Origin of the sequence: Stenotrophomonas sp. ESTM1D_MKCIP4_1, assembly GCF_003086895.1 — a bacterium.
Lineage (GTDB): Bacteria > Pseudomonadota > Gammaproteobacteria > Xanthomonadales > Xanthomonadaceae > Stenotrophomonas.
Map to the genome: position 1 here is coordinate 1902583 of NZ_CP026004.1, position 26065 is coordinate 1928647.

Sequence of the window (26065 nt, forward strand, 5' to 3'; positions counted from 1 at the left end):
TGGCAGGCATAAAAAACCCCCGCCGGGTCGCGCCCGGCGAGGGCCTGTGTGGTACGCAGTGCGCCGATCAGCCGCCGGTGCCGCCCGTACCACCGGTGCCGCCAGTGCCACCGGTACCGCCGGTGCCGCCGGTGCCGGGGCCGCCCGGACCCGGGCCACCCGGATCGGTGCCGCCGCCGCCATCGTTGCTGCCGCTGGTGCTGTCGCCACCGACGCTGTAAGCCACAGCGGCAGCCGCAACGGCAATCACGGTGGTGCCAACCACGGCAGCCGTGGAGACGCCCGCAGCTTCTGCGCCGGCGACTTCAGCCGCAGCGGCTTCCGAGGAGGGCTCTGCGCCAGCTGCCGCCTGCGCATCCTGCGCGAAGCTCATCATCGGGGAGGCGGAAAAGGCCGCCAGGGCCACAACTGCGATCGTCTTCTTGAACATGGGGAGGCCTGCTCCGTCAGGGAAAATTCCATCTGTATGTTCGATGGATGAACCGTGGCTGTCAAGGTTTGCGGCACTTCATTTCAATGCTGCCGATGAGCGGGCGGTGCATGCCGGCGCAGGTCGTGGCGCTCCAGCGCCCGCTCGCGGCCGGACAAGGCCTTTGCGGTGGCCTTCACCAGGTCATGGGTGTGCAGGTCTGCCAGCAGTATCGGCACGGCTGCAGCAACCGCGATGGCCAGCAGCACCCCGCGGATACGCACCGGCATCAGGCCGGCAGGCGCGCGCAGGCCACGCAGAACCCAGGCGGACGCGGCCATGCCCAGACTGAGCCCGATGATGATCTCCGACAACGAGTGCGCGCGCAGCGGCACTCTTGACCAGGCGATCGCCAGTGCCAGTCCGGCGCCTGCGACGGCCCAGGCGCGGGGGTGCCGGCTGCGACCGCTGGCGAGCAGCCAGAAAGCCACGGGGTAAAGCGTGCTGGACATCGCGGCATGGCCGGAAATGCCGGTGAAATCCACCGATTCGATGCCCAGGCCCCAACCCATGAAGGCGATCTTGCTGGCGAGCGTGGCGACGGCGACGAGCGCGACCGCTGCAGCCCAGCGGCACAGCAGGCGGTGGTGCGCAGGTGGCGCGAACAGGGCCAGAACGACGGCAAGGGGAAGCAGGGCGCGACTGTCGCCGAGTGCGGACAGTGTCTCCCAGAGGGTCATCATCTGGCGGCGGTGCCGGGGCGAAGAGGGGCGGACAGAATAGCCGCGTCGGCAACGGTCGTGAGGGTGCGCGGCTTGGTCCGTTCAGCCAGACGCGGTATGCTTGCCTGCTGCCGATGGCCCCGTAGCTCAGCTGGATAGAGCGTCCCCCTCCTAAGGGGAAGGTCGCCCGTTCGAATCGGGCCGGGGTCACCATATTTCAATGACTTAGCTGGGTGTGTGGCAGTTTATGTCGCCATATCTAGGTAGGTTTCCTGGCCTGAATGGCACAGTTGGCACACCTATCAGCCGCCACCAGTCGCATGCTGTGCGACGACAGGAGTGCAAAGTGCTGCAAGTGGTGACGGTGAACGCGGATGAGCTTGACACCTTTGAACAGCTGGGTAGTAAGGACAAGTTCTGGTACGACGACCGGAAGTACCTGTTCAAGGCACGTCGCAAGGACACGGGTGAGGACTGGGCCGAAGTCGTCGCCGCGCTAATCGCCAAGGAGCTGGGGCTGCCATACGCCTTGTATGACCTCGCCGAAGCAATCAATCTCCCGGACCCGGTGGTGGGTGAGCCCGAGCGAGAGCCAAGGGGCGTTCGGAGCCTAAATTTCACACCAGTTGATGGTGGCCGCCTTGTCGTCGGTAACGAGCTGATCGGCCCACCACCTGGCACCTCTGCGGCTAGGGCGGTAAGAGCGGCTCAGCGCAAGCTTTTTCACACGGCTGCACGCATTCATAGGCTATTGGTGGGCATGCCTTCCCTAGAGCTTCCACTTGGATGGCCTGCGCCGGTGTCGACCATGACTCCCGTGGGGGTTATGGCCGGCTATTTGATGTTGGATGTGCTCATTGGAAATCAAGATCGACACGAGGAGAACTGGGGCTTCGTGACTTACCAGCGAAGGGTCTATTTGGCGCCGACCTTTGACCATGCCTCTAGCCTCGGCCGTGAGCTCACGGATGCTCGTCGTAAGATGAAGCTTGCACCCAAGGACGATCGCCACAATGTTGTGGGCTACGCCTCTAAGGCGTTGAGTCAACTCTTCGATAGGAAGACTGGAGAGCGGTTGACAACGGTGAACGCGTTCCTGGACTTTGCCAGCAACAGTAGGGAGAGTTCCCTTTATTGGTTAGGAAAACTTAAAAACCTAGATGAACAATTTTTCCGCCACCTCTTCTCGCTTATTCCAGATTCACATATCACGGATATAGGTCGCGAGTTTGCAGTTCAACTCTTGATGGAAAATAGGAAGAGGTTGCTGGCGTTAACGCTATGAAGAAAATTTATCTAGCATTGCAAGATTCTGTAACTCGCTCATGGTTTCCGGTCGCGCGCGTCGATCGCCTTAAGCCGGAAAATTTGAGCGAGGATGTGTACTTATTGCGTTACACCAAAGGTGTTAATAAGTTCGCCGATTTTGGCGGGTTCGGGCGCATGGCTGATCTCACCGCTGCTTATTTTTCAGTGGGTCTTTTTCCGCTTCTGAAAAACCGAGTTATTTCTAGAAATCGTGCTGATTTTTCCTCCTTTGCTCGTTGGTTGGGAAAGAAGGAGTCTGAGCTAACATTCTTTGATGAGCTTGCTGTTACTGGCGGTCAGCGTGGAACGGATTCGATCGAGTTAATTCCCGTTCCTGAGCGTTCGCCTGATGGAATGTATCGGGTGTCTTTTTTCGTGCATGGTGTTCGCTATCTTTCCGCAAAAGAGCAATTAGAATTTTCTCATTTGAAGGATGGGGATGAGTTAGTTCTTGTCCCTGAGTTTAATAATGAATCGGATCGTCATGCTCTTTTGCTGAAGAGGCATGGATCGGCGCATCATGTCGGGTATGTTCCCCGCTATTTCTCTAAAGACTTTAGTTTTCTGATGAGAAGGTCTAGTCGGGAGGTTAGCGTAACTGTGCAAAGGGTTAATCCTGATGCGCCGTATGCATTTCGCGTTTTATGTCAATTTGAAACAAATTGGCCTGATAGCTTTGATGCGTGCAGGGGGGGTGACTTTGAGTTGCTTGTTGACTTGCCTGATAACGTTCACCCCGTCCCTCAAGAAGCATCGTCAAAATTTGAGATTTGATACTGCACCGTCATCTCCATCCGGAGTAAGGTGGGCATAGTACTTTTCGGTAGTCGCATAATCTGCATGACCCGCAAGTAGCTGGACGCGACGTAATGGCACCCCAGCCATCACCATGTGCGCGCAGAAGGTGTGGCGGAGCCTATGTAGGTGCCCGCCAACGCCGGCGCGTTCCGAGTCTTTTTTGAACCAGTCCGACACGGTGTCCTTGTGTACCGTGACGAGCGGATCAGGCAGGTGGCGCAATGCCCATCGGGCATAGCGGTTGAGAGGAACCTCCCGCCACTTTCCGGATTTCGTCCGGCCCTCGCCGCTCTCGTCCGGGTCGCTCTCCACCAGCAGGCGGCCGGCCACGACCGAGCTCTTCTCCAGGCCGATGATCTCGCCCCGCCGTAGCCCGGTGTGGGCCATGAAGAGCCACAGCGGCGCCCGTTCAGGGTTCGCCTTATACAGCCGGCGCATCGCCGCCCGGTCATAGAACTTGACTGCCACGCTCCGCACGCCGCGAGGCGCCTTCACTGAGGCGAGCGGGTTCACGTCCAGCTCTTTCCATTCGACGCCGCGGTTGAACGCCGCCTTCAGCCGTCGAATCTCCTTCCCCACAGTTTCCTTAGCAGCCTTGTCGTCCAGCAGCCTGGCGCGCTTGTACTGCTCCACCTCGACCGCTCGGATGCTGTCGATCGGACGGTGTCCGAAGCGCTCGATGAAGCGCTTCACCTCGCTCCTGGCTTTCGAGATCGTGGTCGGGTGCTCGGCCTCGTACCAGTCCAGATACCACTCGAGGTAGTCGCGGACCTTGGGGAGGCGCGCCAAGATCCGGACCCCATGGATCAGTTCTGCTTCTTTCGCGGCACGTATTCTCTCCGCCTCACGGGCGTCAGGTTCCCCAATGGACCTGCGAAAGCGCTCGCCGCCTTCCGACCAGTCGAGGTATGCCTTGCTGCCGCGCCAGTAGAGTCGAACCTTTGCCATTCCTCTGCACCCTCTATCGCGGCATAGAGCGCCGCCTTTTCGTACAACTGCTTTCCCATGAAGCGCCGGGGCGTGAGCCCGTAGCCCATGGCGTTCTTCCTGAACTGACTGTTGGAAACTCCGCAGTAGTGGGCGGCTTCCTCGACCGTCAGCCAGTCCTTACCCGAGAGGTCGAGCTTTTCAGCGGCTCCCATGGATGCCTCCTGTAGCCTTCCTCTTTGCCACCAACGTGTCTGCTGCCATTCGATCCAGATTGGCCTCGGCCAAGGCGCGCAACGGCGGCGGGCTGACGCTGTTGCCGACCATGCGCACGGCGGCGCTGGTGCTGAGCGGCGTCCCGTTGGCCGTGCGATCGATGATGTAACCAACCGGGAAGCCCTGTGCGCGGTACAGCTCATGTGGCTTGAGCATGCGCAGCCCGATATCCACGATGACGTGCGGCACGCCTTGGATTTGGACGGTGACCAGTGCGTGGCGGTCCTTGGTGGTGATGGTGTCCACCGGGTCGTGCAGGTCGACCGCAATGCCGCTGCCGTAATACTTCACCAGGAAGGCGGCGACGCGCAGCGCGCCCGCCTCCTGATCGGGAGTCAGCTGCGCCAGTTCGGCCTGGACCATGGCGTGTCCACCATTGCCGCTGGCAGTGACCGTGCCGACGGGTGCGCGCGCATCCTTGCTGCCGTTGCCCCAGCGCTGGACGCCGCCAGGCTTCCCCTCACCGTGTGCCGCCTGGACCATGAAGGCGCTGGAAACGGCGTGGTGCTCTGCCTGAGCGGCCACAGTGGTGAGCGGCGTGCGCGCGTCGGCGCCGACCATGTTCCGCCGCAAGGTGACCAGCGAGGCAGCGGCCAAGCCGAGGGCGTGCGCGGCGCCGGCCGGTCGCGCGGCACCAGCACCAGAGGTGATCGTTGGCACCGGCTCGGTGGCAGCCGCGCCGGAGCTGTCGCCGCGGAACTTGACCAGGTGGGCGGCTGCCACCGCATGCTTCACGCCGCCGGCAACTACGGTGCCCAGCGGCTGCAGCAGGTCGAGCGCGCGCGGGGCCTGACCCTCGCGCTCTCCGTAGCCGGTCTGTACCAGCGTTGGCGCCACCACGGAGAAGTGGCCGCCCTTCACGCCTGCGCAGACCGTGCGCAGCGGCTCGTCGGCTCGCATGGAGCCGAGCGCATGGCTGCTATTCGCATGCTCAGCGATGAAGGGTGCCAGCTCGGGCGCCGCCAGCATCAGTTCGCCGCGGTTGGCCGCGGTGATGGTGCGCATGGGATCCCGCACGTCGTGGACGCGGTCGCCGCCCTGGTGCGTCACCGGCACGATAAAGGGATCGGCCGAGTTGATGACGTGGCGCATGACGCCCTTGGCGACGCGGCGCATGGTGGCATCGGCCAGCGCCTTGCCGCGGGTGAAGATGGACGGGCAGGGGATGGAAAAATCCAGGCAGTCGGCGGCAGTGACGCGCGGCGTCTGGTCTGGCGCGGGGCCGTGGCTGGCCTCCGGCCACACGATGGCCTCGCCGTCGCGGCGCGCGAGCAGGAACAGGCGCTCGCGGCTGGTGCCGGCACCGTAGTCGCTGGCCACCAGCTTGCGCCACTCAACTACATACTGGAAGAACCCGCCGGCGGAGATCATCAGCGAGGTCAGCGGACGCAACTACGGCCTGCCGGCGGCGCCGCAGGTAACCGTCGCGGTGTCGTCGCCAGTCAACGATGAGGTGGACGACGCGGGTATTCCTACCGCTGTCGTGCGCATCGGCACGGCGCCGCGGCACGGCTACGCCACAGTGACGGAGGCGTTGTAATGTCGGTCCCAATCGCCTCGTACGAGCTGCGATTCCGCGCTGTCGGCGCACCCGACGCAGCCTGGCAGTACCGCAGCCAGGTGGCGGGCACGGTGTTTGTGGTGCGCGAGCTGCAACGCGGCACGCCCTACGAAATGCAGATGCGCTCGGTTGGCACCAACGGCCGCGCATCGGCCTGGGTAGACGTCGCCGTCGACGTGCCGGACACCAACCGTGTCGGCGCCGCCGCGTTGCCCAACATCGGCAATCAGCAATCGATGTGGGACATGACCACGTCGGTCACCTTCGCTGCGTCCAGCGATGCTGCAGGTGCGTCGGTTGCCACCGTCAGTGTGACGGCCGGCACGCTGATCATCGGCTCCGTGCAGGTGTCCTACGCCGCCAGCAGCGCCACCCTGACCGGCACGGCCGGGCAGAAGGTCACCGTCTACCTCTACTACGTCGATCCGCAGCTGGTGGGCGGCAGCCGTCAGCTGATGCTGACCACCAACATCGTGGAAACCGCGAACGCCAACGGCAACGTGGCGATCAGCTCGCTCCAGATCACCTTCCCGGCTGCAGGTGCCTCTGGCAGTGGTGGGGGCGGCATCGGTGGTGGCGGCGGTAGTGGCGGGTCCAGAAATCCTGCATTTGAGGAAGTGCCGATATGAGCTATGCGAAGAAAGAAGGCTTGCCGGTCGCCGAGGGCGAAACGGCGGTGGAACTGGACACCGGCGAGCTGGTGGCGGTCGTGTGCACGCGGACACTGCTCGGCGGACAGATCCTGTTCCGCGGCAAGGCGCGTGCTGTGACGCCCGAGGGCACGGTTGTGGTCGGCGCGGATGGGCTGCCGATCGCGCGCGAGTTCCAGCACACCGACCCCAGGCCGGACAAGGCCAATGAGGTGGCCAGGGACGTCCTGCTGGCGCTGCTTGGCGAGCCACCGGAGCTTGTTGCTTGGTCCGCCCAGGTGCTGCTGGACGTGAGCATTCGCCAGGCGCTGCAGCTTGCCAACATCAATACCGGGGCGGTGGATGCCTCGGCTGTTCTTTAAGGGGGAGAGATGACGACGATTGATGGGCGGCAGGTAATTCCTGCATCTGATCTGCCACAGCGATATGCGGGCGTGGATGATGGACTGGTAGGCGTGGTTCGCGCTGGCGACGTGTTGGCGACCTTCCGGCTTAGCGAACTGCCGACACCCAAGCAGGCTCAGGCGCAGATCGATGCGCTGACCGCAGGCCAGCAGTCGAACGCGATCTACGCGGACACGCTGCCCCAGCTGCAGGCCATCGCGGGCACCTATGTGGGTCAGGGAGCCTTTGTAAACAACGGCTCGGGCGCTGGGCAATACATCTGGAATGGCTCGTCCTGGGTGTTCTCCCGTGCCGACCTGCTGAGCCAGAAGGCCGATCGCTCGGAGCTTCTGCTCAAGGCCTCCAACTCGCTGGTGGCGACCAAGATTGATGCCGTCATGGTCCCGTTCGAGCAGTTCAGTTTCTATGCCGCGAGCGATGACCTGGTGCCTATCGGCGCGATTGACCCGGTGACCGGGGTACCGTTGGCTGCGTTCCGTGTGTCCACTGGCGAATTGCTCGCCTGGTTCGCCCCGGACAATCCAAGCATCAACAGCATTGCGCTGACGAATCTGGCCAAAGCCGTTCCAGAAACGGCCCGCCTGTTCACTGTCGATGGGGACGTTGTTCCGCTGCTGGCCACCCGTGATCCGACTGATGGCAAGGTCTACCCACTGGTCTACTACAGCATCAGCGAGGATCGGCTCTACCCGGGTGGTGGGGGCCAAGGTGCGGTGCCTGAGGACGACAACGTCGCCTACATCGAAAACGGTACCTTGCGCAGCGTGGGCGGGCTGGGTGATCGAATCGTGGATGCAGATGCGTCGCGTATCTGGCTCCAGGTGCAGACCGAGGGCGGCACCGGCAAGGGAGTGTTCCGGGATCTGCAGGGCGCGGCGCACGCTGTGCGCATTGGGCTCGGATCGGCAAATCGATACCCGGTTGATGTGGTGCGCGGCATCTCCGGCGCAGGACAGTCCAATGCCGCTGGCCAGGCCGGATCATCCAACCGGTCCATTGTCTACGGTGAGCTCTACGAGTTCCCGAGCAAGCTGCTGATGCCGGCCACTGCTGCCAACAACGTCTGGATGGGCACACCCACTCAAGGCGGGCTTTCCACTGAACTGCTGCCCTCCTCAATCACTGGCCTTACCCGCCTGCGTAGCACCATCGCCTCGACCAACCAGCACGGCACCGTGGCCGAAGAGGCTGCAGGACGTAGCTACGTGCGCCGAGCGGCGGCGGAGTTGAACGGCTGGGCTCCTTCCGTGGTGGTCTGGACGAACGGTGAAGGAGGGCAGTCGATCCAGAACATGATGCCTGGCGCGCCGGCCGGATACTTCTACTTCGCCAACGTCATCGCCACCGTTACCCGCATCACCCAGATCCTTGCGGTGCAGGGCAAGCGCTTCGCACACGCATGGCTGAACATGGCGCAGATGGAGAGCAACTCGAGCGACGCTCTGATTGGCGACAAGCACTACAGCCTGCTTCAGGCCCATCAGGCTGCGATCTATCCGATCACCGGGCAGACCGTTCCGCTGCGCATGATGACCAGCCAGATGAGCAGTTTCATCGGAGGTTCTCAGTCGCCCCGGTCGGTGCTGGATAAGGCGCTGGCCATCGAACAGAAGTGGGGCGACTTCTGGTGCCTCGGCCCCACCTACTGCTATCCCTTCCACAGCGATTTCCTTCACAACACCAGCATCGGCCATGCCATGCGCGGTGAGTTCTTCGACCGGGCCGTGGAGGTGATGGAGCGCACTGGGTACTGGCGCCCGCTGCACATGGTCTCCGCCACCAGGCTCAGCGCGACCCAGATCCAGATCCAGCTGAGTGAGCCTGCAGTGCGGGACGCATCGTGGGCGGTACCTGACATTGCGAATGCTGGCATCTCCGTCGACGTGGGCACGGTCGAATCAGTTACCGTCAGCGGCAGCCAGGTCACCATCACGGTGCCGGATGCCGCAGCAGTTTCACAGGTCGGCGCTGCGGTCGTCGGGCACACCAGCGGCGTACCGCGAGAGGCAGCAACCATCCCCCGTTCAACCATCCGGAGCGTCGCATCCATCGGGCAGTGGAGCCCAGAGTGCGGCGGTCTGCGGATGCACAAGGCCCTGTGTCACCAGCTCATTTCTATCGGAGGTTGATTCATGCTTCAGGTACTTCTTCCCACCCTCAAAGGCATTCCCCGCCGGCCGGGTGTTCCGCCTCTCAACCCGTCCAGCCTGAAACCCGTCTACCCCATTCGTGGCGAGGACGGTGCGCTGGATCACTTCCTGTTCGGTGGCAGCGACGACTCGCTGTATGGCCTGAAGGGGGTTGCTGCGTTCGCTCCAGCTGCTGCTGCTCCCGTCTTCCAGGACAACTACCTCACCACGGTCGACGGCGTGCTGAATGGCCTGGCCAGCAACATCGCAGGGTCGCCGGCGTTTACCGTGTGCATGGTCACCCGCTACGACGTGCAGAACGGAAAGGCCGTGATCTACGCCGGGACGACCCAGGCGGCAAACGGAGACGCCAAGGGCTGGGGCCTGCTGCGGGGGCCGACCTCGGACACCATCCAGCACCTGCTGCGTCCGAATGGGTCCGGCACGGCGATGCCGGCAAGCAACATTCCCAGCGCGTTGGGCAGGTGGATCTTCCTCTGCATGCAGGTGGACGGCCCCGCGAAGACCTGGCGCTGTTCCGTCGGTGGCGCAACCGCAGTCAGCGGGACGATGGCGTCCGCCTATGCCGCTTCCGCCCGGGGCCTGGGTATCGGCAACGCGTACTACGCGCCGCCCACTGGCACGCCATACGATCGCGGCGTGTCAGTAGCCGAGGTCATTGCCTACGACTACATCGTCTCCCCGGAGGACTTGGCCGCCATCTACGCCAGGTCGAAGAACATTCGCATGGCTGATCGAGGGATCACGGTCTTCTAGGGCGGGCCAGACGGTGAGAGAGAACAACGGATCGTTCAGCGTTTTCACGTGGCGCTAACCGCGCTGCCGCGATGTTCAATGCCGGCGAACAGGGGACTGCCGCACGTTCAGTCGCTGGACGTGCTGCAGGGCTGTCGACCCCCATATGTCAGAGCTGGTATTCGCCATGAATCTTCTAGTGTCTCTCGCCTTCGCGGTGTTGTTCGGAGCAGCTGTCGTTGGGCTGCTGCACAGCGCGGTCGCGTTGTTCAAATCCCCGAAGTGCCAAGCCAGGTTGCGGAAGGGAAGGGCAGATTGATGCGCTCCTTCCGTTACGCCTATCAGAAGGCACGCAGCTGGCACGGGTCGGTTCCAGCGTCGATCGTTGCAGGAATCAGGTACTCCCTGACTGGTGACAGCGGATATTTCAAGTCGCACGGTGGCTGGAGGATGTCCCGCCTGCATCGCGGATCTGACGTCGAAGAGTGATGGTGTTCAGCCGACGGGCGTCAGCAGCTGCTCGGCGTTGTTCCGCGGCGTGTTAACCGCCCGGCAGGCCCGGTACGCCTCCATCGACGGGGGCGTGCTGGCCAGCAGCATCGTGTCTTGTCCACTGGCTGCCATCCAGTCATCGATCTTATCGGCCTCCATGCAGACTTGTGTTTGTTCGAATCGCCATATCGCCTTAAGCTACGTTCAAACCTAAAGGACTGAACGAATGAATCCGGATTGGATCTCCGCGCTTCTAGCTGACCGTGAAGCTGAAAGTGCAGTCCTTGATTTTAAAAGGGCAGTCCCGTCCAAGGATGACGTCGGAATTAAGCCTTTCTTGAAAGATGTTGCCGCTTTTGCAAATGCGCGTGGTGGTCGAATTATTTATGGCATCTCCGAGGATGGTGCGGGGCGAGCGAAAGCAGTTTGTCCCGTTGAAGGTAATGCCGATCAGATATCCGTATGGATGCAATCAAAAATCATTGGCGGGATATTTCCTAGGCTGAGTGGAGTTGTGGTTCAGCCGATACATATGGGGGATGCGTCTTTAATAGTCATAGACATTCCTAGCCAGTTCGGAGGTCCCTACCAAGTTGAAGTTGGCGACTGGCAGTCTTTTCCAATCAGGGCAGGAGTGAGGAATGCTGTAATGAGCTATCAGCAACTTTATGACGCCTTCTCCCTGAGGGCTTCCGCTGAATCTCGAATGGAACAGTGGGTATCACAGCGAGTTTCAGAAGTTTCTTCGAGTATTAGACAGGCCAATTGGCGCTACGCTCTGGTTCACTTGGTGCCATTTTCAGCATTCCATGCTGGAGCCTCGTCGGATCTATCTGTTTTGCGTAGCAGGACTTTTCGGGCAAACGGCTCAATCCTCTTCAATAGATTTAACTATCGCGGGATGATGGCAAGCCAGAGCGTCGCAGGAACCCGACCTTCTCCACCCTATTTTCAGTTTCATCGAAACGGTATCGTTGAGATGGCTTGGTCAGTAGCGTACGAGTTTGGTGAAGCTAAGGTTCTTAAATCTTTGGACACGGCCATTAAACTCATAGATCTTTTGCCGCAGGCCGCGAGGGCATCTGAGCTCGCTGGCGTGAGCGGTCCAGGGTTGCTTTACATGAGTTACGTAAACGTAAACGGCTATTGTCTTGGTGCTCAGGATCGAGATGGCTTGGAGTATCACTCGCATCTCACCGACGAGCGGGATCTCTGTTTCGGGCCGCTGATATACGAATCACTAGATCTTTCAATCAATGAAATTTCACCCGTTGCTCAGAGTCTAATGACCGATCTTTTCCGATCATTCGCCTGGGATGATTGTTTCTATTTCGATCCTGATGGATCCATTGCCTCTAAAAAGCTTCTAGATTACGTTTCGGCGTATCGGGAGGCGTGGGATTAGATGCAAGAGGTGGCGTACCCTTCAGCATCGCGCCGCCGGGATCTCGTGCACAGAGGTCGTGTAGTTTGGCGAAAGCATGTGCTGCCGCATGCCCCACGCTGGCCGAGCCTGCCAACCCGATGCGCCAAGGCCGGCCGTGCCGCGCTCGAACTTCTGGTTGATCCGGTCCATGGTAGCCATCAGCCTTTCATTGCCGACAACCGTCGGTCCGAACAGATCCGCCTGCAGCTCATCTGGCCGGGCCAGGTCGAGCAGCGCCACGCCGGCCTTCTTGTATCCAATGCCGTCGCGGAGCAGGCCGCATAGCAGCTTGCGCACGATGCCCAGCACCACGGTGGTGTCTGCGGTCGACGCGGGCAGGCCAACGGTTCTACTGGCGTTGTGCTGCCGCAGCTCCGGCCGGAATACGTCGGATTGGGCGAACACCCAGACGCCCGCAGTGACCAAGCCCCGGGCACGCAGCTTCTCGCATGCGCGCACGGCAAAGGTAGCCAACGCCTGGGCCACGGCTCCGTGGTCCTCGACTCGGTCAGCGAACGATCGGCTGACCATGATCTGCTGGCGGTCCGGCTCCACTTCCTCCAGCTCCATGCAGGGATGGCCCTGCAGCTCGCGCTGTGTGCGCGCCAGGGTGACACCGAAGGCTGCCAGGATGTCGTCCGTCGGCGCATCGCGCAGCCCGGCAGCAGTGGTGATGCCCATCGCCTCCAACCGCGGCGCCAGCCGGCGGCCCACACCCCACAGATCCCCGACGGGGAAGGTGCCCAGCACCACTTCACGGTAGCCGACGTCGCCGAGGTCGATCACCCCGTCGGCGCTCTTGGCGACCTTGTTGGCCAGCTTGGCCAATGTCTTCGTGGGGCCTATACCGATGCAGTTGGGAATGCCGGTCCATCGGTGCACGCGCTGCCGCAGATCCCGGGCGAACCGCTCGCGATTGGGCACGCCATCTAGGTCGATGAAGCTCTCATCGATGCTGTATACCTCCACTCGCGGCGCGGCTTCTCGCAGGATGGCCACGACGCGCGCGCTCATGTCGCCGTACAGGCCGAAGTTGGCCGAGCGCATCTGCAGCCCGTGGCGCCGCACTAGGTGCTTCAGCTCGTGGGCCGGCTGGCCCATCTTGATGCCCAGGGCCTTGGCCTCGGCCGAGCGCGCGATCGCGCAGCCATCGTTGTTGCTCAGCACCACCAGCGGCACGCCGCGCAGCGCTGGCTGAAACACACGCTCACAGCTGGCGTAGAAGTTGTTTCCGTCAACGAGCCCGAACATAGGGGCCTCGGCGTTTCACCTGGCGAACCACGCCGACCACGGCGAACACCTCCACCTCGGTGGGCTGCTCGAGCAGGATTGGGGGGAAGTCTGGGTTGGCCGAGTGCAGCTCCATGTGGCTCTCGAACAGCTGCAGCACCTTGCAGGTGGGCTGGTTCCCATCCCAGATGGCGATGACCAAGTCGCCGGCCAGCGGCGTGACCGACCGGTCCACCACCAGGATGTCCCCATCGCTGACGCCTGCGCCGCTCATCGACCAGCCATCGGCCCGGTACAGGAACGTGGCGGCCGGGTTGCGTACAAGCAGACGGTGCAGGTAGATCGCTTCGTCCATGAAGTCGTCGGCGGGCGACGGGAAGCCTAGCCGCGCGCGCGCGGAGGCGAGGGGCACGAACTGCGCCGGGCCGTCGATTAGCGCGGGGCCAATGGGCTTCGCCAGAGTGTGGGGATAGGGTAGGGACTGCATGGCGCGTACTCTGGAGAAGGCAGGTCTCACCTGCTGCGATGGCGCGCATGTTAGTACAAATACTAATTTTGGGTCGTGAAATGGCTGTCGCGGTGCCCAAATTGGCACAACTTTGGCACAGACCGTCCCAGAACCGTTGCAATATATAGGCGGGTCGCCCCCCTCCTAAGGGGAAGGTCGCCCGTTCGAATCGGGCCGGGGTCACCATTCTTCTGCGTGGCACGTCCCAGTTGCCCAATCTGTTGTCGCATTCAGCCGCATTGCATTGCCGGAAATGCGCATCACTCTGCAGAAAGACCCCTCTGTTTGCGCTTACGGTGGTCCTGCAGCACAGGTTGGCCGTCTATTCCACGGCAGTAGCCTGACCGCATTCCAGTCGGCCGGAGTATCCCGTGGACCTGTTGCTCGCCATCGGTGAGGTAGCGCTGGTGTTCGCCTGCCTGCTCGGGCTGGTGCATGTCGGCGACCGGGTCTGGCGCCGTCGCAAGCGCTGAAGCGCCCAGGGGTGGGGCGTCTTCCGGGGAGAATGTTTTCGCGCTATCGTCCGCAAATCGTGATGACCATCACACTTGGGGTGTGCCCATGCAAGCACGTCGTTTTCGGTACGCGTACAGGAAAGTGCGGGAATGGCATGTGGGCGCGGTACGCGCGGGCTGGCTGGCCCTGCGCTATGGCTTGACCGGTGACACCGGGCGCTTCAATTCGCACGGGGGCTGGCGGGTCAGTCGGCTGCGGGTGGACCGTGGCGAGCGCGACGACGCCCGCTGAGCACTCACGACACGACTGCATTGCATGCACGCCCGTTGCACGGGCGCTGCAGCAGGGTGATTGCACGCCCCCACTCAGGATGCATGCAATGAACACCCCAGGCACTCCCAAACCCAGTTTCCGCCAGCGGCACGGCCTGTGGATCGTGGCTGGGGTGGTGGCCGTCATCGCTCTGATCCTGGTCACGCAGTACTGGTGACGCGGGCCCGCCTTTGTAGAGCTTGACAGTCGAGCAAGCTCGACTCTACACCCCCGGTAGAGCAAGCTTGACGCTACACAAGCAAATCGCAGCGGAGCGCACCATGCCTTTGCCTGACGTGCTTGCTACGGTGGCTGGCGAGCTGATCCTGGTGCCGGTCACCCTGCTGCCGATCATCAACCCGCTCAGTACGGCGTCCATCTTCGTTTCCACAGTGGGTGGCCGCCGGGATGTCGCCAAGCGCCTGGCCCGGCAGATTGCCGTGAACAGCTTCGTGGTTATCGTCGTAGCGATGCTGGTCGGCACCTATGTGCTTTCGTTGTTCGGCATCTCGCTGCCGGTGGTGCGCATCGGCGGCGGCCTGCTGGTGGCGGCCGCGGGCTGGCGCATGCTGGGTGCGCGCGTGGACGATCCGCCCAGTGCCGCCGAGGCGCAGGCCTCGGCCATGGTAGGCCATGAGCTGCAGCAGAAAAGTTTCTTTCCGCTTACCTTCCCGTTGACCACCGGCCCGGGCACGATTGCAGCGTGCATCACCCTGGGGACCCATGTTGAATCGGTCACCCCGTTGCACTTGCTGTCCGGCGTGGTGGTGGCCGTGGGCGGGGCGATGCTGGTCGTTGCGGTGATCTACCTGATCCTGCGCAATTCCATCGTGCTGGTCACCCGGCTGGGGCCGACCGGTGCGGTGGTCATGCAGCAGCTGGTGGCGTTCGTGCTGCTGTGCATCGGCATTCAGCTGATGTGGGCAGGCTGGGTCGACCTCAATCACGAGACGTTTGCCGCCGCAGCGTAGCGTCGAGCTTGCTCGACGGATGGGCCAGGAGCAGTCGAGCACGCTCGACTCTACGAAGGGCAACGGCCAGGGCCGGAGATCAGCTCTGCTGCAGCAGCTCCACCAGCTGGCGCAGGCGGTACGGCTTGGGCAGGAACTCCACTTGGTCCGGCAGTGGCGGCAGCTGCGAACGTGCGTAGCCGGACGACAGGATCATCCGTGCGTGCGGCTGGTTGCGGGCGACGTGCTCGCTCAGCTCGATGCCGGACATGCCATTGGGCATGCTGACGTCGCTGAACACCACATCGAAACGTTCGCCGCCCTGCATCAGGGCCACCGCCTCATGGCCATCGGCCGTGGTTGCCACGTCAATGCCGAAATCGCGCAGCGCCAGGCCGATCATCTCGCGCAGATCGGACTGGTCCTCCACCATCAATACGCGGATCGGGTCATCAGTCATGGGCAGGGTCCTCCATTGCGGGTAGCAGCAGGCTGACCGTGGTGCCGACACCGGGCGTGGTGGACACATCGACGAAGCCGCCGCTCTGGGTAGTAAAACCGAACACCTGGCTCAGGCCGAGACCACTGCCTTTGCCGATGTCCTTGGTGGTGAAGAAGGGTTCGGTGGCCCGTGCCGCGATATCCGGGGCCATGCCATGGCCCTCATCGCAGACGCTTAGTGTCACATATCGGCGCTGCAGCGGGGTGTCGGCATCAGGATCCAGGCGATGCTCCAGCGCGGTGGCCACCAGTACGCGACCACCGTCGAGGGTAGCCTCGGCGGCGTTGGCCACCAGATTGGCGATGGCGGTCTGAAGCTGCAGCGGGTCGGTATTCAGCAACGGCAGGCCCGGGGTCAGCGCCGCTTCCACGGTCACGCCGGGCGGGCAGGCGCTGCGCAGGCCGGGCAGCCATTCGCGGATCTGCTGGTTGATGTCCAGCGTCTCGCGGATCAGGGTCTGGCCGGTGCTGAAGGCCAGCAGCTGCCGGGTCAGCAGGGCGCCGCGGTCGGTGGCCGCCTGGGCGGTGGCCAGCAGCTCGGTGGCACGGGCATCACTGCCCAGTCGCAGCGACAACAGATCGAGTGCGTTGCCGACCGTGGTCAGCAGGTTGTTGAATTCGTGCGAGAGCCCGCGGCTGAGCCGGCCCACGGTCTCGAACTGCTGGGTCTGGCGCAGGGCGCGCTGGGCATCGCGCAGCAGGCGCTGGGCCTGCCATTGCTCGGTGATGTCGCGGGTGATCTTGACGAAGCCCAGCAGCTCGCCGTGCTCCCGGACCGCTTCGATGACGATGCTGGCCCGAAACGACGACCCGTCACGGCGCACCCGCCAACCCTCGCTGGCCACGTGGCCGTTCTGCGCGGCCAGGCGCAGCAGGCGTTCCGGCTCTCCGGCGTCGCGTTCATCGGCCAGGTAGAAGCGGCTGAAATGGGTGCCGATGACCTCGTCGGCGCGGTAGCCCTTGATGCGCTCGGCGCCCGGGTTCCAGCTGCACACCATGCCTTCGGGATCGAGCAGGTACAGCGCATGGTCGCGCACGCTGTCGATCAGCAGCCGCAGTTGTCGTGAGGTGTCGGTCAGTACCGACGGCGTAGAAGCAGCAGCGTCCACGTGGAAATCAGCATTACCCCTGTGAGGGACGAGACCGTAGGCAGTGAAGTGTGAAGAATGCGTGCACACGAGGCCTGTGCCATTCGTCGTATGCGGCTGAATGCGACACGGAGTACCATCACCCACCTTTCGTGATCTGGAACCGACCCGCATGCGTCCTGGTGCAACCACGCGTGACCGCTGGATCTGGTTGGCTGCCGCCGTACTGCTGGCGACGACCATTGCCATGGAAGTGGTGGTGCCGCTGGGCTATGCCGCATGGCTGACCTACTTCATGGCAGTTGGCGTCACGGTGTTCCAGCGCAGTGCGCGGGCGCCGTTCATGGTCGCGGTCATCGCCTGCGGGCTGCTGGCCATCGGCTACAACATCGCGCCGGCCAGCACCAATTCCTCGTTCTCGTTCGTCAATCGCACCATTGGCGGGGTCGGTTTCCTGATGATCGCGCTGATCGTTTCGCGCGCCATCACCGCACGGCGCGAGGCGATGCGTGCGCTGTGGCTTCAGGAAGCTGAAAATGCGGTGTCGATGAGCCTGCGTGGTGATCTGGGGCCTGAGCAGATTGCAGATGCGGCCATGGTCAGCCTGGCGTCCCAGCTGAAGGCCGACGTCGGCGTGATGTACCGCATCGAAGGCGGGCGCCTGCAGTTGACCGGTGGCGTCTCGCTGCCCAGTGGATTGCCCGGATCGGTCACCCTGCAGGAGGGGCTGCTGGGCCAGACCGCACGCGACCAGCAGATCCGCCACGTACAGGGCGATGAGCAACATGCGCTGCAGCTGCAGTCCAGCCTGGGCCAGGTGGCGGTGCGCGAACGCGTGCTGGCGCCGATCAGCAGTGATGGAACGGTGGTGGGTGTCATCGAACTTGGCCGCGCGCAGCCGGCCGGCCAGCGCACGCTGGATGCCGAGCTGCTGGAGCGCTGCAGCGATACCCTGGGCATGGCGCTTCGTGCTTCGCTGCTGCGCGCGCAGCTGGTGGTGCTGCTGGAAGAATCGCAGCGGCAGGGCGAAGAGCTGCAGGCCCAGCAGGAAGAGCTGCGCGTGGCCAATGAAGAACTGGAAGAGCAGAGCCGCAGCCTGATGCAGTCGCAGGGCCACCTGGAACAGCAGCAGGCCGAGCTGGAACAGAGCAATGTGCAGCTGGAAGAGCGCACCCACGAGCTGGAAGCGCAGAAGCAGGCGCTGCTGGTGGCGCAGGGCCAGCTGGTGCGCAACAGCAACGAACTGGCCGCGACCTCGCGCTACAAGTCCGAGTTCCTGGCCAACATGTCGCACGAGCTGCGCACGCCGCTGAACAGCTCGCTCATCCTGGCCAAGCTGCTGGCCGACAACAAGGACGGCACCCTCACCGATGAGCAGGTGAAGTATGCCCGTGCGATCCTGTCCTCCAACAACGACCTGCTGGCGCTGATCAACGACATCCTCGATCTGTCACGCATCGAAGCCGGGCACGTTGAGCTGTCCGATGAAGTGGTGGTGGTGGACAGCGTGCTGCATCGCCTGCGCGAGACCTTCGAGCCGATGGCACGGCAGAAGGGCCTGGCCCTGCAGATCGAGGCCGATGCGCTGGCCCCCACACAGCTGGTGGCCGACAACCAGCGCATGCAGCAGATCCTGAAGAACCTGCTGGCCAACGCACTGAAATTCACCGAACACGGCAAGGTCAGCCTGCATGTGCGTGCCGGTGGCAATGGTCGCATCCGTTTCGAGGTGTGCGATTCGGGCATCGGTATTGCCCGTGACCAGCTGCAGGTGATCTTCGAGGCATTCCGCCAGGCCGACGGCAGTACCCGCCGCCGCTACGGCGGGACCGGCCTGGGCCTGTCGATCTCGCGCGACCTCGCGGTGCGCATGGGCGGTGATATCCAGGTGGACAGCGAGCCCGGTCGCGGCAGCTGCTTCATTCTGGAGCTGCCGCTGCAGGGCGCGCCGGCCGTGGAAGCGGCCGAGCTGCGCGACGCCGATGCTGCGATTGCGCCAGTGGCCGCTCCGGTCCCGGCTGCGGCAGGCCCGGCGCCGTGCTCAGCGCCTGTGGTCGCGGCCAATGTCGCCGACGATCGTGGTCGCCGCCAGCGCGCCGGGCGCCTGATCCTGGCAGTCGAAGACGATGCCAGTTTCGCCGAGGCGCTGGTGTCGCTGGCCCACGAACTGGATTTCGACTGCGTGGTCGCGACGACGGCGGAAGAAGCTCTGGCGTTGGCCAGCGAACTGCGGCCGAACGGCATCCTGCTCGATATCGGCCTGCCCGATGTGTCGGGCCTGAGTGTGCTCGAACGCCTCAAGCGCAACCCGGAAACCCGTCATATTCCGGTGCACGTGGTCTCGGCCATGGACCGCAGCCAGGTGGCGCGCGAGCTTGGTGCGATCGGCTACGCAGTAAAGCCGGCTACGCGCGAGCGCCTGGTGGCAGCGATCGAGCAGCTGGAACAGACCAGCCAGCGCGATGTGCGTCGCCTGCTGATCGTCGAGGACGACAATGACCTGCGCCGCAACCTGGAACTGCTGCTGGGACGCGACCAGCTGCAGATCGTGGCGGTGGGTACGCTGGCAGCGGCGCTGGAGCAACTCAGTACGGTCACGTTCGACTGCATGGTGATGGACCTCTCGCTGCCCGACGGCAGTGGTTACGATCTGCTGGAACACATGGCCGGCAATGACGATGTGGGCTTCCCGCCAGTGATCGTCTACACCGGCCGTGCGCTCAGCCGCGAGGAAGAGCAGCGCCTGCGCCGCTACTCCAAGAGCATCATCATCAAAGGCGCACGCTCGCCCGAGCGCCTGCTGGACGAGGTGACCCTGTTCCTGCACAGCGTCGAAGCCAGCCTGCCCAGCGACCAGCAGCGCCTGCTGCGCGAGGCGCGCCGCCGCGACACCGTTCTCGATGGCCGCACGGTACTGCTGGCCGAGGACGATGTGCGCAACATCTTTGCCCTGTCCAGCGTGCTCGAGCCGCTGGGGGTGACCCTGGAGATCGCCCGCAACGGCCAGGAGGCAGTCGATCGCCTGGCCCAGCGCGAGGTGGATCTGGTGCTGATGGACATCATGATGCCGGAGAAGGATGGCCTGACCGCCATGCGCGAAATCCGTGCACAGCGTCACCTGCAGGACCTGCCGATCATCGCGCTGACCGCCAAAGCCATGCCCGATGACCGCGAACGCTGCCTGCAGGCAGGGGCCAACGATTACATCGCCAAGCCCATCGACGTCGACAAGCTGGTATCGCTGTGCCGGGTCTGGTGCTCCCGCCAATGAACGAACAGGCGCTGTTCGACCTGGAACTGAAGGTGCTGCTGGAAGCGCTGTACCAGCGCTACCACTACGATTTCCGCAGCTATGCGGTGTCCTCGCTGCGGCGGCGCATCCGCCAGGCCATGCAGCGCTATGAGTGCGAGCGCCTGGTGGACCTGCAGCATCGGCTGCTGCACGAGCCGGATCTGTTCGCCCAGGCCATGCAGTTCTTTACCGTGCAGGTGTCGGAAATGTTCCGCGACCCGGCCTATTTCAAGCAGCTGCGCGAGCAGGTGGTGCCGGTGCTGCGCACGTACCCCTCGGTGAAGTTGTGGGTGGCCGGCTGCAGTACCGGTGAAGAGGTCTGGTCGCTGGCCATCCTGCTGCACGAGGAAGGCCTGCTGGACCGCAGCATCGTCTACGCCACCGACATCAACCCGGCGGCGCTGGCGACGGCCGAAGCAGGTGCCTATGGCATCGACCGGCTGGCCCAGTTCAGCCGGAACTACCTGGCTGCCGGGGGTACCGGCTCGCTGTCCGACTACTACGCGACCGCCTACGACGGTGCGGTGTTTGATCGCCAGCTGCGCCGCAACGTGGTGTTTGCCGACCACAGCCTGGCCACCGATACGGTGTTTTCCGAGGTGCACCTGGTGTCGTGCCGCAACGTGCTGATCTACTTCAACCGCGATCTGCAGGATCGTGCGGTCGGCCTGTTCCGTGAAGCGCTGGTGCACCGGGGTTTTCTCGGCCTGGGCAGCAAGGAATCGCTGCAGTTTGGGCGTCACCACGATGCGTTCGAGACCTGCTCGCGCGAGCATCGGCTGTACCGGAAGGTGGTCTGATGGGTGCTTCGCGCCCGCATCTGCTGGTCGTGGGTGCTTCGGCTGGCGGCGTTGCGGCACTGCAGACGCTGCTGGGGGCGCTGCCGGCGGGCCTGTCGATTCCCGTGCTGGTGGTTCTGCACCTGCCGCGTGACCGTAGCAGCCGCATCGCCGAAGTGCTAGCGCCTTACTGCGCGTTGGACCTGCGCGAAGCGGAGGACAAGCAGCCGCTGCAGGCGGCGACCGTGACCTTCGCTGCGCCGGATTACCATCTGCTGGTGGAGGACGCGCAGACCATCGCGCTGTCGATGGATGAGCCGGTGCTGTTTTCGCGCCCGGCCATCGATCCGTTGTTTGAATCCGCCGCGGCCGTGTTCGGGCCGCAGCTGCTGGCTGTGCTGCTGACCGGTGCCAGCAGCGATGGCAGTGAAGGTGTGGCCGCCGTGCGCAGCGCGGGTGGCCGTGCCTGGTTGCAATGTCCCGAGGAGGCCGAGGCATCGATGATGCCGGCCTCTGCACTGCAGCACGCCGGCGCCGACGCCGTGCTGCCTCTTGAATTGATGTGTCGTCGTTTGAAGGAGTTGTTCGCATGAACCTGCTGCCACCGGACCCTGCGCAGTCGCAGACCCCGGTCAACCTGCTGATCGTCGATGACGTGCCGCAGAACCTGGTGGCCATGCAGGCGCTGCTGCGCCGCGAGGGCGTCAATCTGCTGCTGGCCGGCTCGGGCGCGCAGGCGCTGGAGCTGCTGCTGGAACACGAGGTGGCGCTGGCGCTGCTGGACGTGCACATGCCGGAGATCGATGGGTTCACGCTGGCCGAACTGATGCGAGGTTCGCAGCGCAGCCGCGATGTGCCGATCATCTTCCTGACCGCCTCGCCGGATGACCCGGTGCGCGCGTTCAAGGGCTACGAAAGCGGCGCGGTCGATTTCCTGCACAAGCCGGTAGCGCCGCAGGTGATCCTGAGCAAGGTCAACGTCTTCATCGAGCTCTACCAGCAGCGCCAGCTGCTGAAGTCGCGCAACGACGCGCTGGAGCGCGCGCTGAAGTTGAACGAGACGATGGCGGCCGTGCTGACCCATGATCTGCGCACGCCGCTGTCGGCCATCCTGCTCTGCGCCGACAAGCTGTCGCTGGAACTGCCGCCGGGCAACACCAGCGCCCAGCAGACCCTGCAGCACCTCGAGGCCAGCACCGTGCGCATGGCGCGCATGGTCGAGCAGCTGCTGGATTTCTCGCGCATCCGCAGCGGTGGTCTGCGCCTGGAAGCCAGTCCCTGCGACCTGGAGGTGCTCGCCCGCGCGGTGATTGCCGAGGCGGGCAGCGCGCACGGCAGCGATCGCATCGCTTTCGATGCCCTGGGGGATGCCACGCTGCATGGCGACATGGACCGCCTGGGGCAGGTGGTGGCCAACCTGGTGGGCAATGCGCTCACCCATGGCGGCAAGGACGTGGTGCATGTTGCCGTCGATGGCAGCGACGCGCGCGTGGTGACCCTGCGCGTGCGCAATGCCGGGCACATCGAGGATGCACTGCTGCCGCGGTTGTTCGAGCCGTTCAAGGCCAGCTTCCACCAGAGCAAGGGCCTTGGGCTCGGCTTGTACATCGTCGATCAGTTCGTGGCCGCGCATGGTGGGCGCCTGGGGGCACGCAACGAGCAGGGCCAGGTGGTGTTCGAGGCGGTGCTGCCGCGGCGTACCGATGCACGCGGAATGGGCGCATTCTGAATTCTTCAGCAAGCGCCGGAGCGAACTGAGACGGACTCGTCCGTAGCTGCTACCGTGGCCACTCTTGTTGCCAAGGACGCTCCATGCCACTACGCGCCATCGCCTACGTCAGCCAGGCCCGGCCGGAGCTTTCCGCCGAACGGCTGCAGGCGGTGGTTGACGATGCGGCGCGGTTCAACAGGTTGGCCGGTGTGACCGGCGTGCTGCTGCATGACGGGCAGCGTTTCCTGCAGTACATCGAAGGTCCGCCCGATGGCCTCGACTCGGTGTACGAACGCATCCTGCAGGCGGGCAGCCACGTCGACATCGTTGAACTGGCGCGCAGCCGCCTTGGCCAGCGTCAGTTCCCGTACTGGTCGATGCGCGTGCTGGCCGTGGATGCGCCGAAGCTGCGGCAACTCACCGCCGGGGACTGGTCGGGATTCTCGCGCACCGTGGATGGCGACCCCGCCGAACCGACCGCCGTCGATCTACTGAGTGATATCGTGCGACCGCTGCTCAGCGCAGGCTGACGTACGAAGCCGACAACCGTCGAGCAGGCTCGACTCTACCGATTCTGGGCTTCACCTTGCTGTCACCCCTGCCGCGTTCCCATCGGAGCTTCCTGGGGAAAGGAGCGGAGCATGAAGCGGATGACGTGGCAAGGAAAGGCGGTGCTGGCCATGGCGCTGGCGTCGGCATGTGTACCGGCATGGGCATGTACGCGCGCGGTCTACCTGGGTGACAACGGGGATGTGATCACCGCCCGCTCGATGGACTGGAAGGTGGATGTGGCCACCAACCTGTATGTTCTGCCGCGCGGCATTGCACGCACGGGCCAGGCCGGACCGAAGTCGGCGGCATGGACGGCACGGTACGGCAGCGTCGTTGCCACGGGCTACGATGTGTCCACCACCGATGGCATGAACGAGAAGGGGCTCGTCGCCAACCTGCTGTGGCTGGTGGAGTCGGAGTACCCGCAGCAGCGGGGTAACAAACCCGGCCTGGCCATATCGCTGTGGGCGCAGTACGTACTGGACAATTTCGCCACCGTGGGCGAAGCCGTGGCCGCGCTCGAGCGCGAGCCGTTCGCCATCGTCACCGACAAGGTGCCCGGCGAGGACCGGCAGGCCACCTTGCACCTGTCGCTGTCCGATGCGTCCGGCGACAGCGCCATCGTCGAGTACATCGGTGGCCGCCAGGTCATCCACCATGACCGCCGCTACCAGGTGATGACCAATTCGCCGATCTTCGATCAGCAGCTCGCACTCAATGCGTACTGGCAGCAGATCGGCGGCACGGTCATGCTGCCCGGCACCAACCGCTCGGCGGACCGCTTTGCGCGGGCGTCCTTCTACATCAACGCCATTCCCAAGGCTGAAGATCCGGTCGAGGCGCTGGCCAGTGTGTTCAGCGTCATCCGCAACGTTTCGGTGCCCTTCGGCATCACCACGCCGGGCGAGCCGAACATTTCCTCGACGCGCTGGCGCACGGTCGCCGACCACAAGCGCCGGCTCTACTTCTTTGAATCGGCACTGACGCCCAATACGTTCTGGGTCGATCTCAACAAGGTCGATTTCGGCGGGCAGGTGCTCAAGCTCGACCTCGGGCGGGACCAGCGCAACACCTTCTCCGGTGATGCGCTGTCGCACTTCGTGCCGAGCCAGCCGTTCGCCTTCCTCGGCACCGACGGCTAGGGCGCGCGGCTGTCGTCCTTCGGGTAGACCGCCAGGATGTCACAGCCCGGGCGGGCGAAGCTCGGGGTGTAGGAGCGGCCGTCGCCTTCGATTCCCGAGGGCATCATGACGATGCGGTCGCGGGGATTACCGCAGATCAGGCCATTCTGCAGCCCGGACTGGAAGTCCACCTCGGAGGCGCCGGCCAGGATCGAGCAGCTGCTGGCCAGCTCTACCTGGTAGTAGCGATGGCCGCCGTTGCGGCGCGGGTTGGTTTCCACCACCACGCCACCTGGTGTCTCGCTCCAGCCGCGCACGTTGCGGGTGGCGAAGCACACGGCGGACGAGGTCTGGAAGGTGTGCGGGGTGTCGCCGCTGCGGCGCCCGCGGCCCTTGGCGCTCACGGTCACGCCGGGCAGGGTGGCCGCATACTGGCGGCTGCTTTCGCGGGCGATGGTGGCGAAGCTGCGGTTGTCGATGGGGGTGACCGCGCGGACCACGCAGGTGCGGTCGTCGACCACCACCCGTTCGCCCGGCTGGCCGCAGGCCCAGCCCTGCGGTGCTTCCAGACGGAGGGTGTCGGCTTCGTTGACGCCCGGGCAGGCGGCGGCGAAATCAATGCGGAAGGCGCGGCCCTGGCCGTCTGCGACAGCGATGGAGCCGGGCGTGTCCTGCTCCACCTGCTGCACATCGCGCGCATCAAGGCAGGCCGGTGCGGGGGGTGTACGCGCTTCCTGCGCGTGCAGCGGGGTCACGACGGGGCTGGCGAGGGTCAGCGCCAACAGCAACGGTTGGACATTCATCGTGCAATCCATGCGGGGTGAATGCGCCCGACCATACCACGCAGCCGTTTCCCCTTGATGACCGCGTTGCAGGCCGGGCTGCGCACGCGCACACTGCCGTGATGGGCGCCATCTTCCACCTGCGGCATTACGGCCAGGCCACCGGCCTGGACCGGCACGACTATGCGCAATGGGTGCTGCCGCTGCAGGGCGAGCTGCAGTTCGAGCTGCAAGGTCGTGGTGGTCGCCTGGATCTGCTGCAGGGGGCATTCGTTGCGGCGGGCGAGGCGCATGACCAGATGGCGCACGGTCCGAACGGGTTCGTGATCGTCGACTGCGGCCCCGGTGTGCTCGACGATCTGACCCAGGAACACCTCAGCCGCCAGCGCTGGCTGCACCTGCCGCTGTCGTTGCGCCAGCGGCTGGCCCAGGTGCAGGGTGGGGGAGACATGCCCGAACTGCTGCCGGACCTGCTGCGGGTGTTTGCGCCGGCCGGCAGTGGCGCACGCATGCAAGGCTTGTGTGCGGCGGTGCAGGCCGCGCCTGGGCAGGCATGGCCGGTGGCGCGGATGGCGGCATTCGTTGGTGTCAGCGGAAGTCGTCTGCATGCGCTGTTCCAGCGCGAGTTCGGGGTCAGCCCGCAGGCGTGGCTCAGTGCCAGCCGGCTGCGCTGGGCCAAACATGCGCTGTTGAACAGTGCGGCGCCGATCAGCGATATCGCGCTGGCCGCAGGGTATTCCGAGCAGAGCGCACTGACCCGTGCCCTGCGTCGCGAGACGGGTCTCACGCCGAGCGCCTGGCGGCGGCAGAACGCGCTTTTGTAGAGTCGAGCTTGCTCGACTGAACGCAGTCGAGACTGAACGCAGTCGAGCAAGTTCGACTCTACTTACCGGCTGGCCAGTAGCCTCGGTCAAGACGCCGCGC

28 protein-coding genes and 1 tRNA gene are annotated in these 26065 nt (G+C 64.0%); 18 read left to right on the plus strand and 11 right to left on the minus strand.

Features of this window, described 5'->3' with window-relative positions; all coding sequences use genetic code 11:
* Positions 1–67 precede the first annotated feature (67 nt).
* Entirely contained in the window at positions 68–430 is a 363-nt protein-coding gene (locus C1924_RS08845) for a hypothetical protein (RefSeq protein WP_108764951.1), read from the minus strand.
* 83 nt (positions 431–513) lie between these two features.
* On the minus strand, positions 514–1152 hold the full coding sequence (locus tag C1924_RS08850) for a phosphatase PAP2 family protein (RefSeq protein WP_108764952.1): 639 nt from the start codon (positions 1150–1152) through the stop codon (positions 514–516).
* Between the two features lie 115 nt (positions 1153–1267).
* Between C1924_RS08850 and C1924_RS08855 the strand changes: the two genes are divergently transcribed.
* From C1924_RS08855 to C1924_RS08865, 3 genes are all read left to right on the plus strand, one after another.
* Positions 1268–1344, plus strand: a tRNA-Arg gene (locus tag C1924_RS08855).
* Positions 1345–1477: 133 nt separating this feature from the next.
* Positions 1478–2416, plus strand: a complete 939-nt coding sequence (locus C1924_RS08860) for a hypothetical protein (RefSeq protein ID WP_108764953.1) — start codon at positions 1478–1480, stop codon at positions 2414–2416.
* Positions 2413–3213, plus strand: a complete 801-nt coding sequence (locus tag C1924_RS08865) for an HIRAN domain-containing protein (RefSeq protein WP_108764954.1) — start codon at positions 2413–2415, stop codon at positions 3211–3213. The genes C1924_RS08860 and C1924_RS08865 overlap by 4 nt, the downstream gene beginning before the upstream one ends.
* On the opposite strand, the gene C1924_RS08870 is transcribed toward C1924_RS08865, so the two are convergent.
* From C1924_RS08870 to C1924_RS08880, 3 genes are read right to left on the minus strand one after another with little or no spacing between them, the layout of a single operon-like run.
* Positions 3196–4026, minus strand: a complete 831-nt coding sequence (locus C1924_RS08870; RefSeq protein ID WP_254051242.1) for a site-specific integrase — start codon at positions 4024–4026, stop codon at positions 3196–3198. The two genes, C1924_RS08865 and C1924_RS08870, sit on opposite strands and share 18 nt — an antisense overlap.
* Positions 4027–4043: 17 nt before the next feature.
* Positions 4044–4379 carry a hypothetical protein gene (locus C1924_RS20545; protein ID WP_254051243.1) on the minus strand — a complete coding sequence of 112 codons (336 nt, stop codon included), beginning with the start codon at positions 4377–4379 and terminating at the stop codon, positions 4044–4046.
* Positions 4366–5832: a DNA cytosine methyltransferase gene (locus C1924_RS08880; protein WP_254051244.1), complete on the minus strand. Its 1467-nt coding sequence runs from the start codon at positions 5830–5832 to the stop codon at positions 4366–4368. The genes C1924_RS20545 and C1924_RS08880 overlap by 14 nt, the downstream gene beginning before the upstream one ends.
* A gap of 147 nt (positions 5833–5979) precedes the next feature.
* Here C1924_RS08880 and C1924_RS08885 point away from each other — a divergent pair, with 147 nt between their 5' ends.
* The 4 genes from C1924_RS08885 to C1924_RS08900 are packed head-to-tail and all read left to right on the plus strand — an operon-like array spanning position 5980 to position 9962.
* Positions 5980–6630, plus strand: a complete 651-nt coding sequence (locus C1924_RS08885; protein ID WP_108764956.1) for a hypothetical protein — start codon at positions 5980–5982, stop codon at positions 6628–6630.
* Positions 6627–7013 (plus strand): hypothetical protein, encoded by a 387-nt coding sequence (locus tag C1924_RS08890; protein WP_108764957.1) that lies wholly within the window; start codon positions 6627–6629, stop codon positions 7011–7013. The genes C1924_RS08885 and C1924_RS08890 overlap by 4 nt, the downstream gene beginning before the upstream one ends.
* Positions 7014–7022: 9 nt before the next feature.
* Positions 7023–9185, plus strand: coding sequence for a hypothetical protein (locus tag C1924_RS08895; RefSeq protein ID WP_159094772.1), 2163 nt, complete (start codon positions 7023–7025; stop codon positions 9183–9185).
* A 3-nt stretch (positions 9186–9188) separates the two neighbouring features.
* Positions 9189–9962, plus strand: coding sequence for a hypothetical protein (locus C1924_RS08900; RefSeq protein WP_108764959.1), 774 nt, complete (start codon positions 9189–9191; stop codon positions 9960–9962).
* Positions 9963–10436: 474 nt separating this feature from the next.
* On the opposite strand, the gene C1924_RS20295 is transcribed toward C1924_RS08900, so the two are convergent.
* Positions 10437–10592, minus strand: coding sequence for a hypothetical protein (locus tag C1924_RS20295; protein WP_159094773.1), 156 nt, complete (start codon positions 10590–10592; stop codon positions 10437–10439).
* A 67-nt stretch (positions 10593–10659) separates the two neighbouring features.
* On the opposite strand from C1924_RS20295, the gene C1924_RS08905 reads away from it, so the two are divergent.
* Positions 10660–11838: an ATP-binding protein gene (locus C1924_RS08905; RefSeq protein ID WP_108764960.1), complete on the plus strand. Its 1179-nt coding sequence runs from the start codon at positions 10660–10662 to the stop codon at positions 11836–11838.
* A gap of 21 nt (positions 11839–11859) precedes the next feature.
* Here C1924_RS08905 and C1924_RS08910 read toward each other — a convergent pair whose 3' ends face one another.
* Positions 11860–13110 (minus strand): Y-family DNA polymerase, encoded by a 1251-nt coding sequence (locus C1924_RS08910; protein WP_108764961.1) that lies wholly within the window; start codon positions 13108–13110, stop codon positions 11860–11862.
* Positions 13094–13576, minus strand: a complete 483-nt coding sequence (gene umuD, locus C1924_RS08915) for a translesion error-prone DNA polymerase V autoproteolytic subunit (protein ID WP_108764962.1) — start codon at positions 13574–13576, stop codon at positions 13094–13096. Before umuD ends, C1924_RS08910 begins: the two co-directional genes overlap by 17 nt.
* 633 nt (positions 13577–14209) lie before the next feature.
* Here umuD and C1924_RS20660 point away from each other — a divergent pair.
* The 3 genes from C1924_RS20660 to C1924_RS08930 all read left to right on the plus strand — a co-directional run bounded on the left by C1924_RS20660 (position 14210) and on the right by C1924_RS08930 (position 15336).
* The gene (locus C1924_RS20660) at positions 14210–14344 is read left to right on the plus strand and encodes a hypothetical protein (RefSeq protein WP_301554017.1); all 135 of its coding nucleotides are present in this window, start codon (positions 14210–14212) and stop codon (positions 14342–14344) included.
* A gap of 88 nt (positions 14345–14432) precedes the next feature.
* Entirely contained in the window at positions 14433–14543 is a 111-nt protein-coding gene (locus tag C1924_RS20460; protein WP_216821584.1) for a DUF3827 domain-containing protein, read from the plus strand.
* A 103-nt stretch (positions 14544–14646) separates the two neighbouring features.
* A complete protein-coding gene (locus C1924_RS08930; protein ID WP_108764964.1) occupies positions 14647–15336 on the plus strand; it encodes a MarC family protein in 690 nt (229 codons plus the stop codon).
* Between the two features lie 79 nt (positions 15337–15415).
* On the opposite strand, the gene C1924_RS08935 is transcribed toward C1924_RS08930, so the two are convergent.
* Positions 15416–15775: a response regulator gene (locus C1924_RS08935; RefSeq protein WP_108764965.1), complete on the minus strand. Its 360-nt coding sequence runs from the start codon at positions 15773–15775 to the stop codon at positions 15416–15418.
* Positions 15768–16925 carry a PAS domain-containing sensor histidine kinase gene (locus C1924_RS08940; protein ID WP_254051245.1) on the minus strand — a complete coding sequence of 386 codons (1158 nt, stop codon included), beginning with the start codon at positions 16923–16925 and terminating at the stop codon, positions 15768–15770. Before C1924_RS08940 ends, C1924_RS08935 begins: the two co-directional genes overlap by 8 nt.
* 151 nt (positions 16926–17076) lie before the next feature.
* Here C1924_RS08940 and C1924_RS08945 point away from each other — a divergent pair, with 151 nt between their 5' ends.
* The 6 genes from C1924_RS08945 to C1924_RS08970 all read left to right on the plus strand — a co-directional run bounded on the left by C1924_RS08945 (position 17077) and on the right by C1924_RS08970 (position 24380).
* Positions 17077–20175, plus strand: a complete 3099-nt coding sequence (locus C1924_RS08945; protein ID WP_108764967.1) for a response regulator — start codon at positions 17077–17079, stop codon at positions 20173–20175.
* The gene (locus C1924_RS08950; RefSeq protein WP_108764968.1) at positions 20172–20996 is read left to right on the plus strand and encodes a CheR family methyltransferase; all 825 of its coding nucleotides are present in this window, start codon (positions 20172–20174) and stop codon (positions 20994–20996) included. Before C1924_RS08945 ends, C1924_RS08950 begins: the two co-directional genes overlap by 4 nt.
* Positions 20996–21568, plus strand: a complete 573-nt coding sequence (locus C1924_RS08955) for a chemotaxis protein CheB (RefSeq protein ID WP_174208955.1) — start codon at positions 20996–20998, stop codon at positions 21566–21568. The genes C1924_RS08950 and C1924_RS08955 overlap by 1 nt, the downstream gene beginning before the upstream one ends.
* Positions 21565–22704, plus strand: coding sequence for a hybrid sensor histidine kinase/response regulator (locus tag C1924_RS08960; protein ID WP_108764970.1), 1140 nt, complete (start codon positions 21565–21567; stop codon positions 22702–22704). The genes C1924_RS08955 and C1924_RS08960 overlap by 4 nt, the downstream gene beginning before the upstream one ends.
* 83 nt (positions 22705–22787) lie before the next feature.
* Positions 22788–23216 carry a BLUF domain-containing protein gene (locus C1924_RS08965; RefSeq protein ID WP_108764971.1) on the plus strand — a complete coding sequence of 143 codons (429 nt, stop codon included), beginning with the start codon at positions 22788–22790 and terminating at the stop codon, positions 23214–23216.
* 111 nt (positions 23217–23327) lie between these two features.
* Positions 23328–24380 (plus strand): linear amide C-N hydrolase, encoded by a 1053-nt coding sequence (locus tag C1924_RS08970; RefSeq protein ID WP_108764972.1) that lies wholly within the window; start codon positions 23328–23330, stop codon positions 24378–24380.
* Here the strand turns inward: C1924_RS08970 and C1924_RS08975 are convergent.
* Positions 24377–25162: a hypothetical protein gene (locus C1924_RS08975; protein ID WP_108764973.1), complete on the minus strand. Its 786-nt coding sequence runs from the start codon at positions 25160–25162 to the stop codon at positions 24377–24379. The genes C1924_RS08970 and C1924_RS08975 overlap by 4 nt on opposite strands.
* Before the next feature lie 101 nt (positions 25163–25263).
* Between C1924_RS08975 and C1924_RS08980 the strand changes: the two genes are divergently transcribed.
* Positions 25264–25965: an AraC family transcriptional regulator gene (locus tag C1924_RS08980; protein WP_108764974.1), complete on the plus strand. Its 702-nt coding sequence runs from the start codon at positions 25264–25266 to the stop codon at positions 25963–25965.
* Positions 25966–26065: the final 100 nt, after the last annotated feature.

Bases quoted from the DNA above. Each gene is read 5' to 3' on its own strand.
- C1924_RS08845 (WP_108764951.1), bottom strand. From the start codon at position 430: ATGTTCAAGAAGACGATCGCAGTTGTGGCCCTGGCGGCCTTTTCCGCC.
- C1924_RS08850 (WP_108764952.1), bottom strand. From the start codon at position 1,152: ATGATGACCCTCTGGGAGACACTGTCCGCACTCGGCGACAGTCGCGCC.
- C1924_RS08865 (WP_108764954.1), top strand. From the start codon at position 2,413: ATGAAGAAAATTTATCTAGCATTGCAAGATTCTGTAACTCGCTCATGG.
- C1924_RS20545 (WP_254051243.1), bottom strand. From the start codon at position 4,379: ATGGGAGCCGCTGAAAAGCTCGACCTCTCGGGTAAGGACTGGCTGACG.
- C1924_RS08885 (WP_108764956.1), top strand. From the start codon at position 5,980: ATGTCGGTCCCAATCGCCTCGTACGAGCTGCGATTCCGCGCTGTCGGC.
- C1924_RS08890 (WP_108764957.1), top strand. From the start codon at position 6,627: ATGAGCTATGCGAAGAAAGAAGGCTTGCCGGTCGCCGAGGGCGAAACG.
- C1924_RS08895 (WP_159094772.1), top strand. From the start codon at position 7,023: ATGACGACGATTGATGGGCGGCAGGTAATTCCTGCATCTGATCTGCCA.
- C1924_RS08900 (WP_108764959.1), top strand. From the start codon at position 9,189: ATGCTTCAGGTACTTCTTCCCACCCTCAAAGGCATTCCCCGCCGGCCG.
- C1924_RS20295 (WP_159094773.1), bottom strand. From the start codon at position 10,592: ATGGAGGCCGATAAGATCGATGACTGGATGGCAGCCAGTGGACAAGAC.
- C1924_RS08905 (WP_108764960.1), top strand. From the start codon at position 10,660: ATGAATCCGGATTGGATCTCCGCGCTTCTAGCTGACCGTGAAGCTGAA.
- C1924_RS08910 (WP_108764961.1), bottom strand. From the start codon at position 13,110: ATGTTCGGGCTCGTTGACGGAAACAACTTCTACGCCAGCTGTGAGCGT.
- umuD (WP_108764962.1), bottom strand. From the start codon at position 13,576: ATGCAGTCCCTACCCTATCCCCACACTCTGGCGAAGCCCATTGGCCCC.
- C1924_RS20460 (WP_216821584.1), top strand. From the start codon at position 14,433: ATGAACACCCCAGGCACTCCCAAACCCAGTTTCCGCCAGCGGCACGGC.
- C1924_RS08930 (WP_108764964.1), top strand. From the start codon at position 14,647: ATGCCTTTGCCTGACGTGCTTGCTACGGTGGCTGGCGAGCTGATCCTG.
- C1924_RS08935 (WP_108764965.1), bottom strand. From the start codon at position 15,775: ATGACTGATGACCCGATCCGCGTATTGATGGTGGAGGACCAGTCCGAT.
- C1924_RS08945 (WP_108764967.1), top strand. From the start codon at position 17,077: ATGCGTCCTGGTGCAACCACGCGTGACCGCTGGATCTGGTTGGCTGCC.
- C1924_RS08950 (WP_108764968.1), top strand. From the start codon at position 20,172: ATGAACGAACAGGCGCTGTTCGACCTGGAACTGAAGGTGCTGCTGGAA.
- C1924_RS08955 (WP_174208955.1), top strand. From the start codon at position 20,996: ATGGGTGCTTCGCGCCCGCATCTGCTGGTCGTGGGTGCTTCGGCTGGC.
- C1924_RS08960 (WP_108764970.1), top strand. From the start codon at position 21,565: ATGAACCTGCTGCCACCGGACCCTGCGCAGTCGCAGACCCCGGTCAAC.
- C1924_RS08965 (WP_108764971.1), top strand. From the start codon at position 22,788: ATGCCACTACGCGCCATCGCCTACGTCAGCCAGGCCCGGCCGGAGCTT.
- C1924_RS08970 (WP_108764972.1), top strand. From the start codon at position 23,328: ATGAAGCGGATGACGTGGCAAGGAAAGGCGGTGCTGGCCATGGCGCTG.
- C1924_RS08975 (WP_108764973.1), bottom strand. From the start codon at position 25,162: ATGAATGTCCAACCGTTGCTGTTGGCGCTGACCCTCGCCAGCCCCGTC.
- C1924_RS08980 (WP_108764974.1), top strand. From the start codon at position 25,264: ATGGGCGCCATCTTCCACCTGCGGCATTACGGCCAGGCCACCGGCCTG.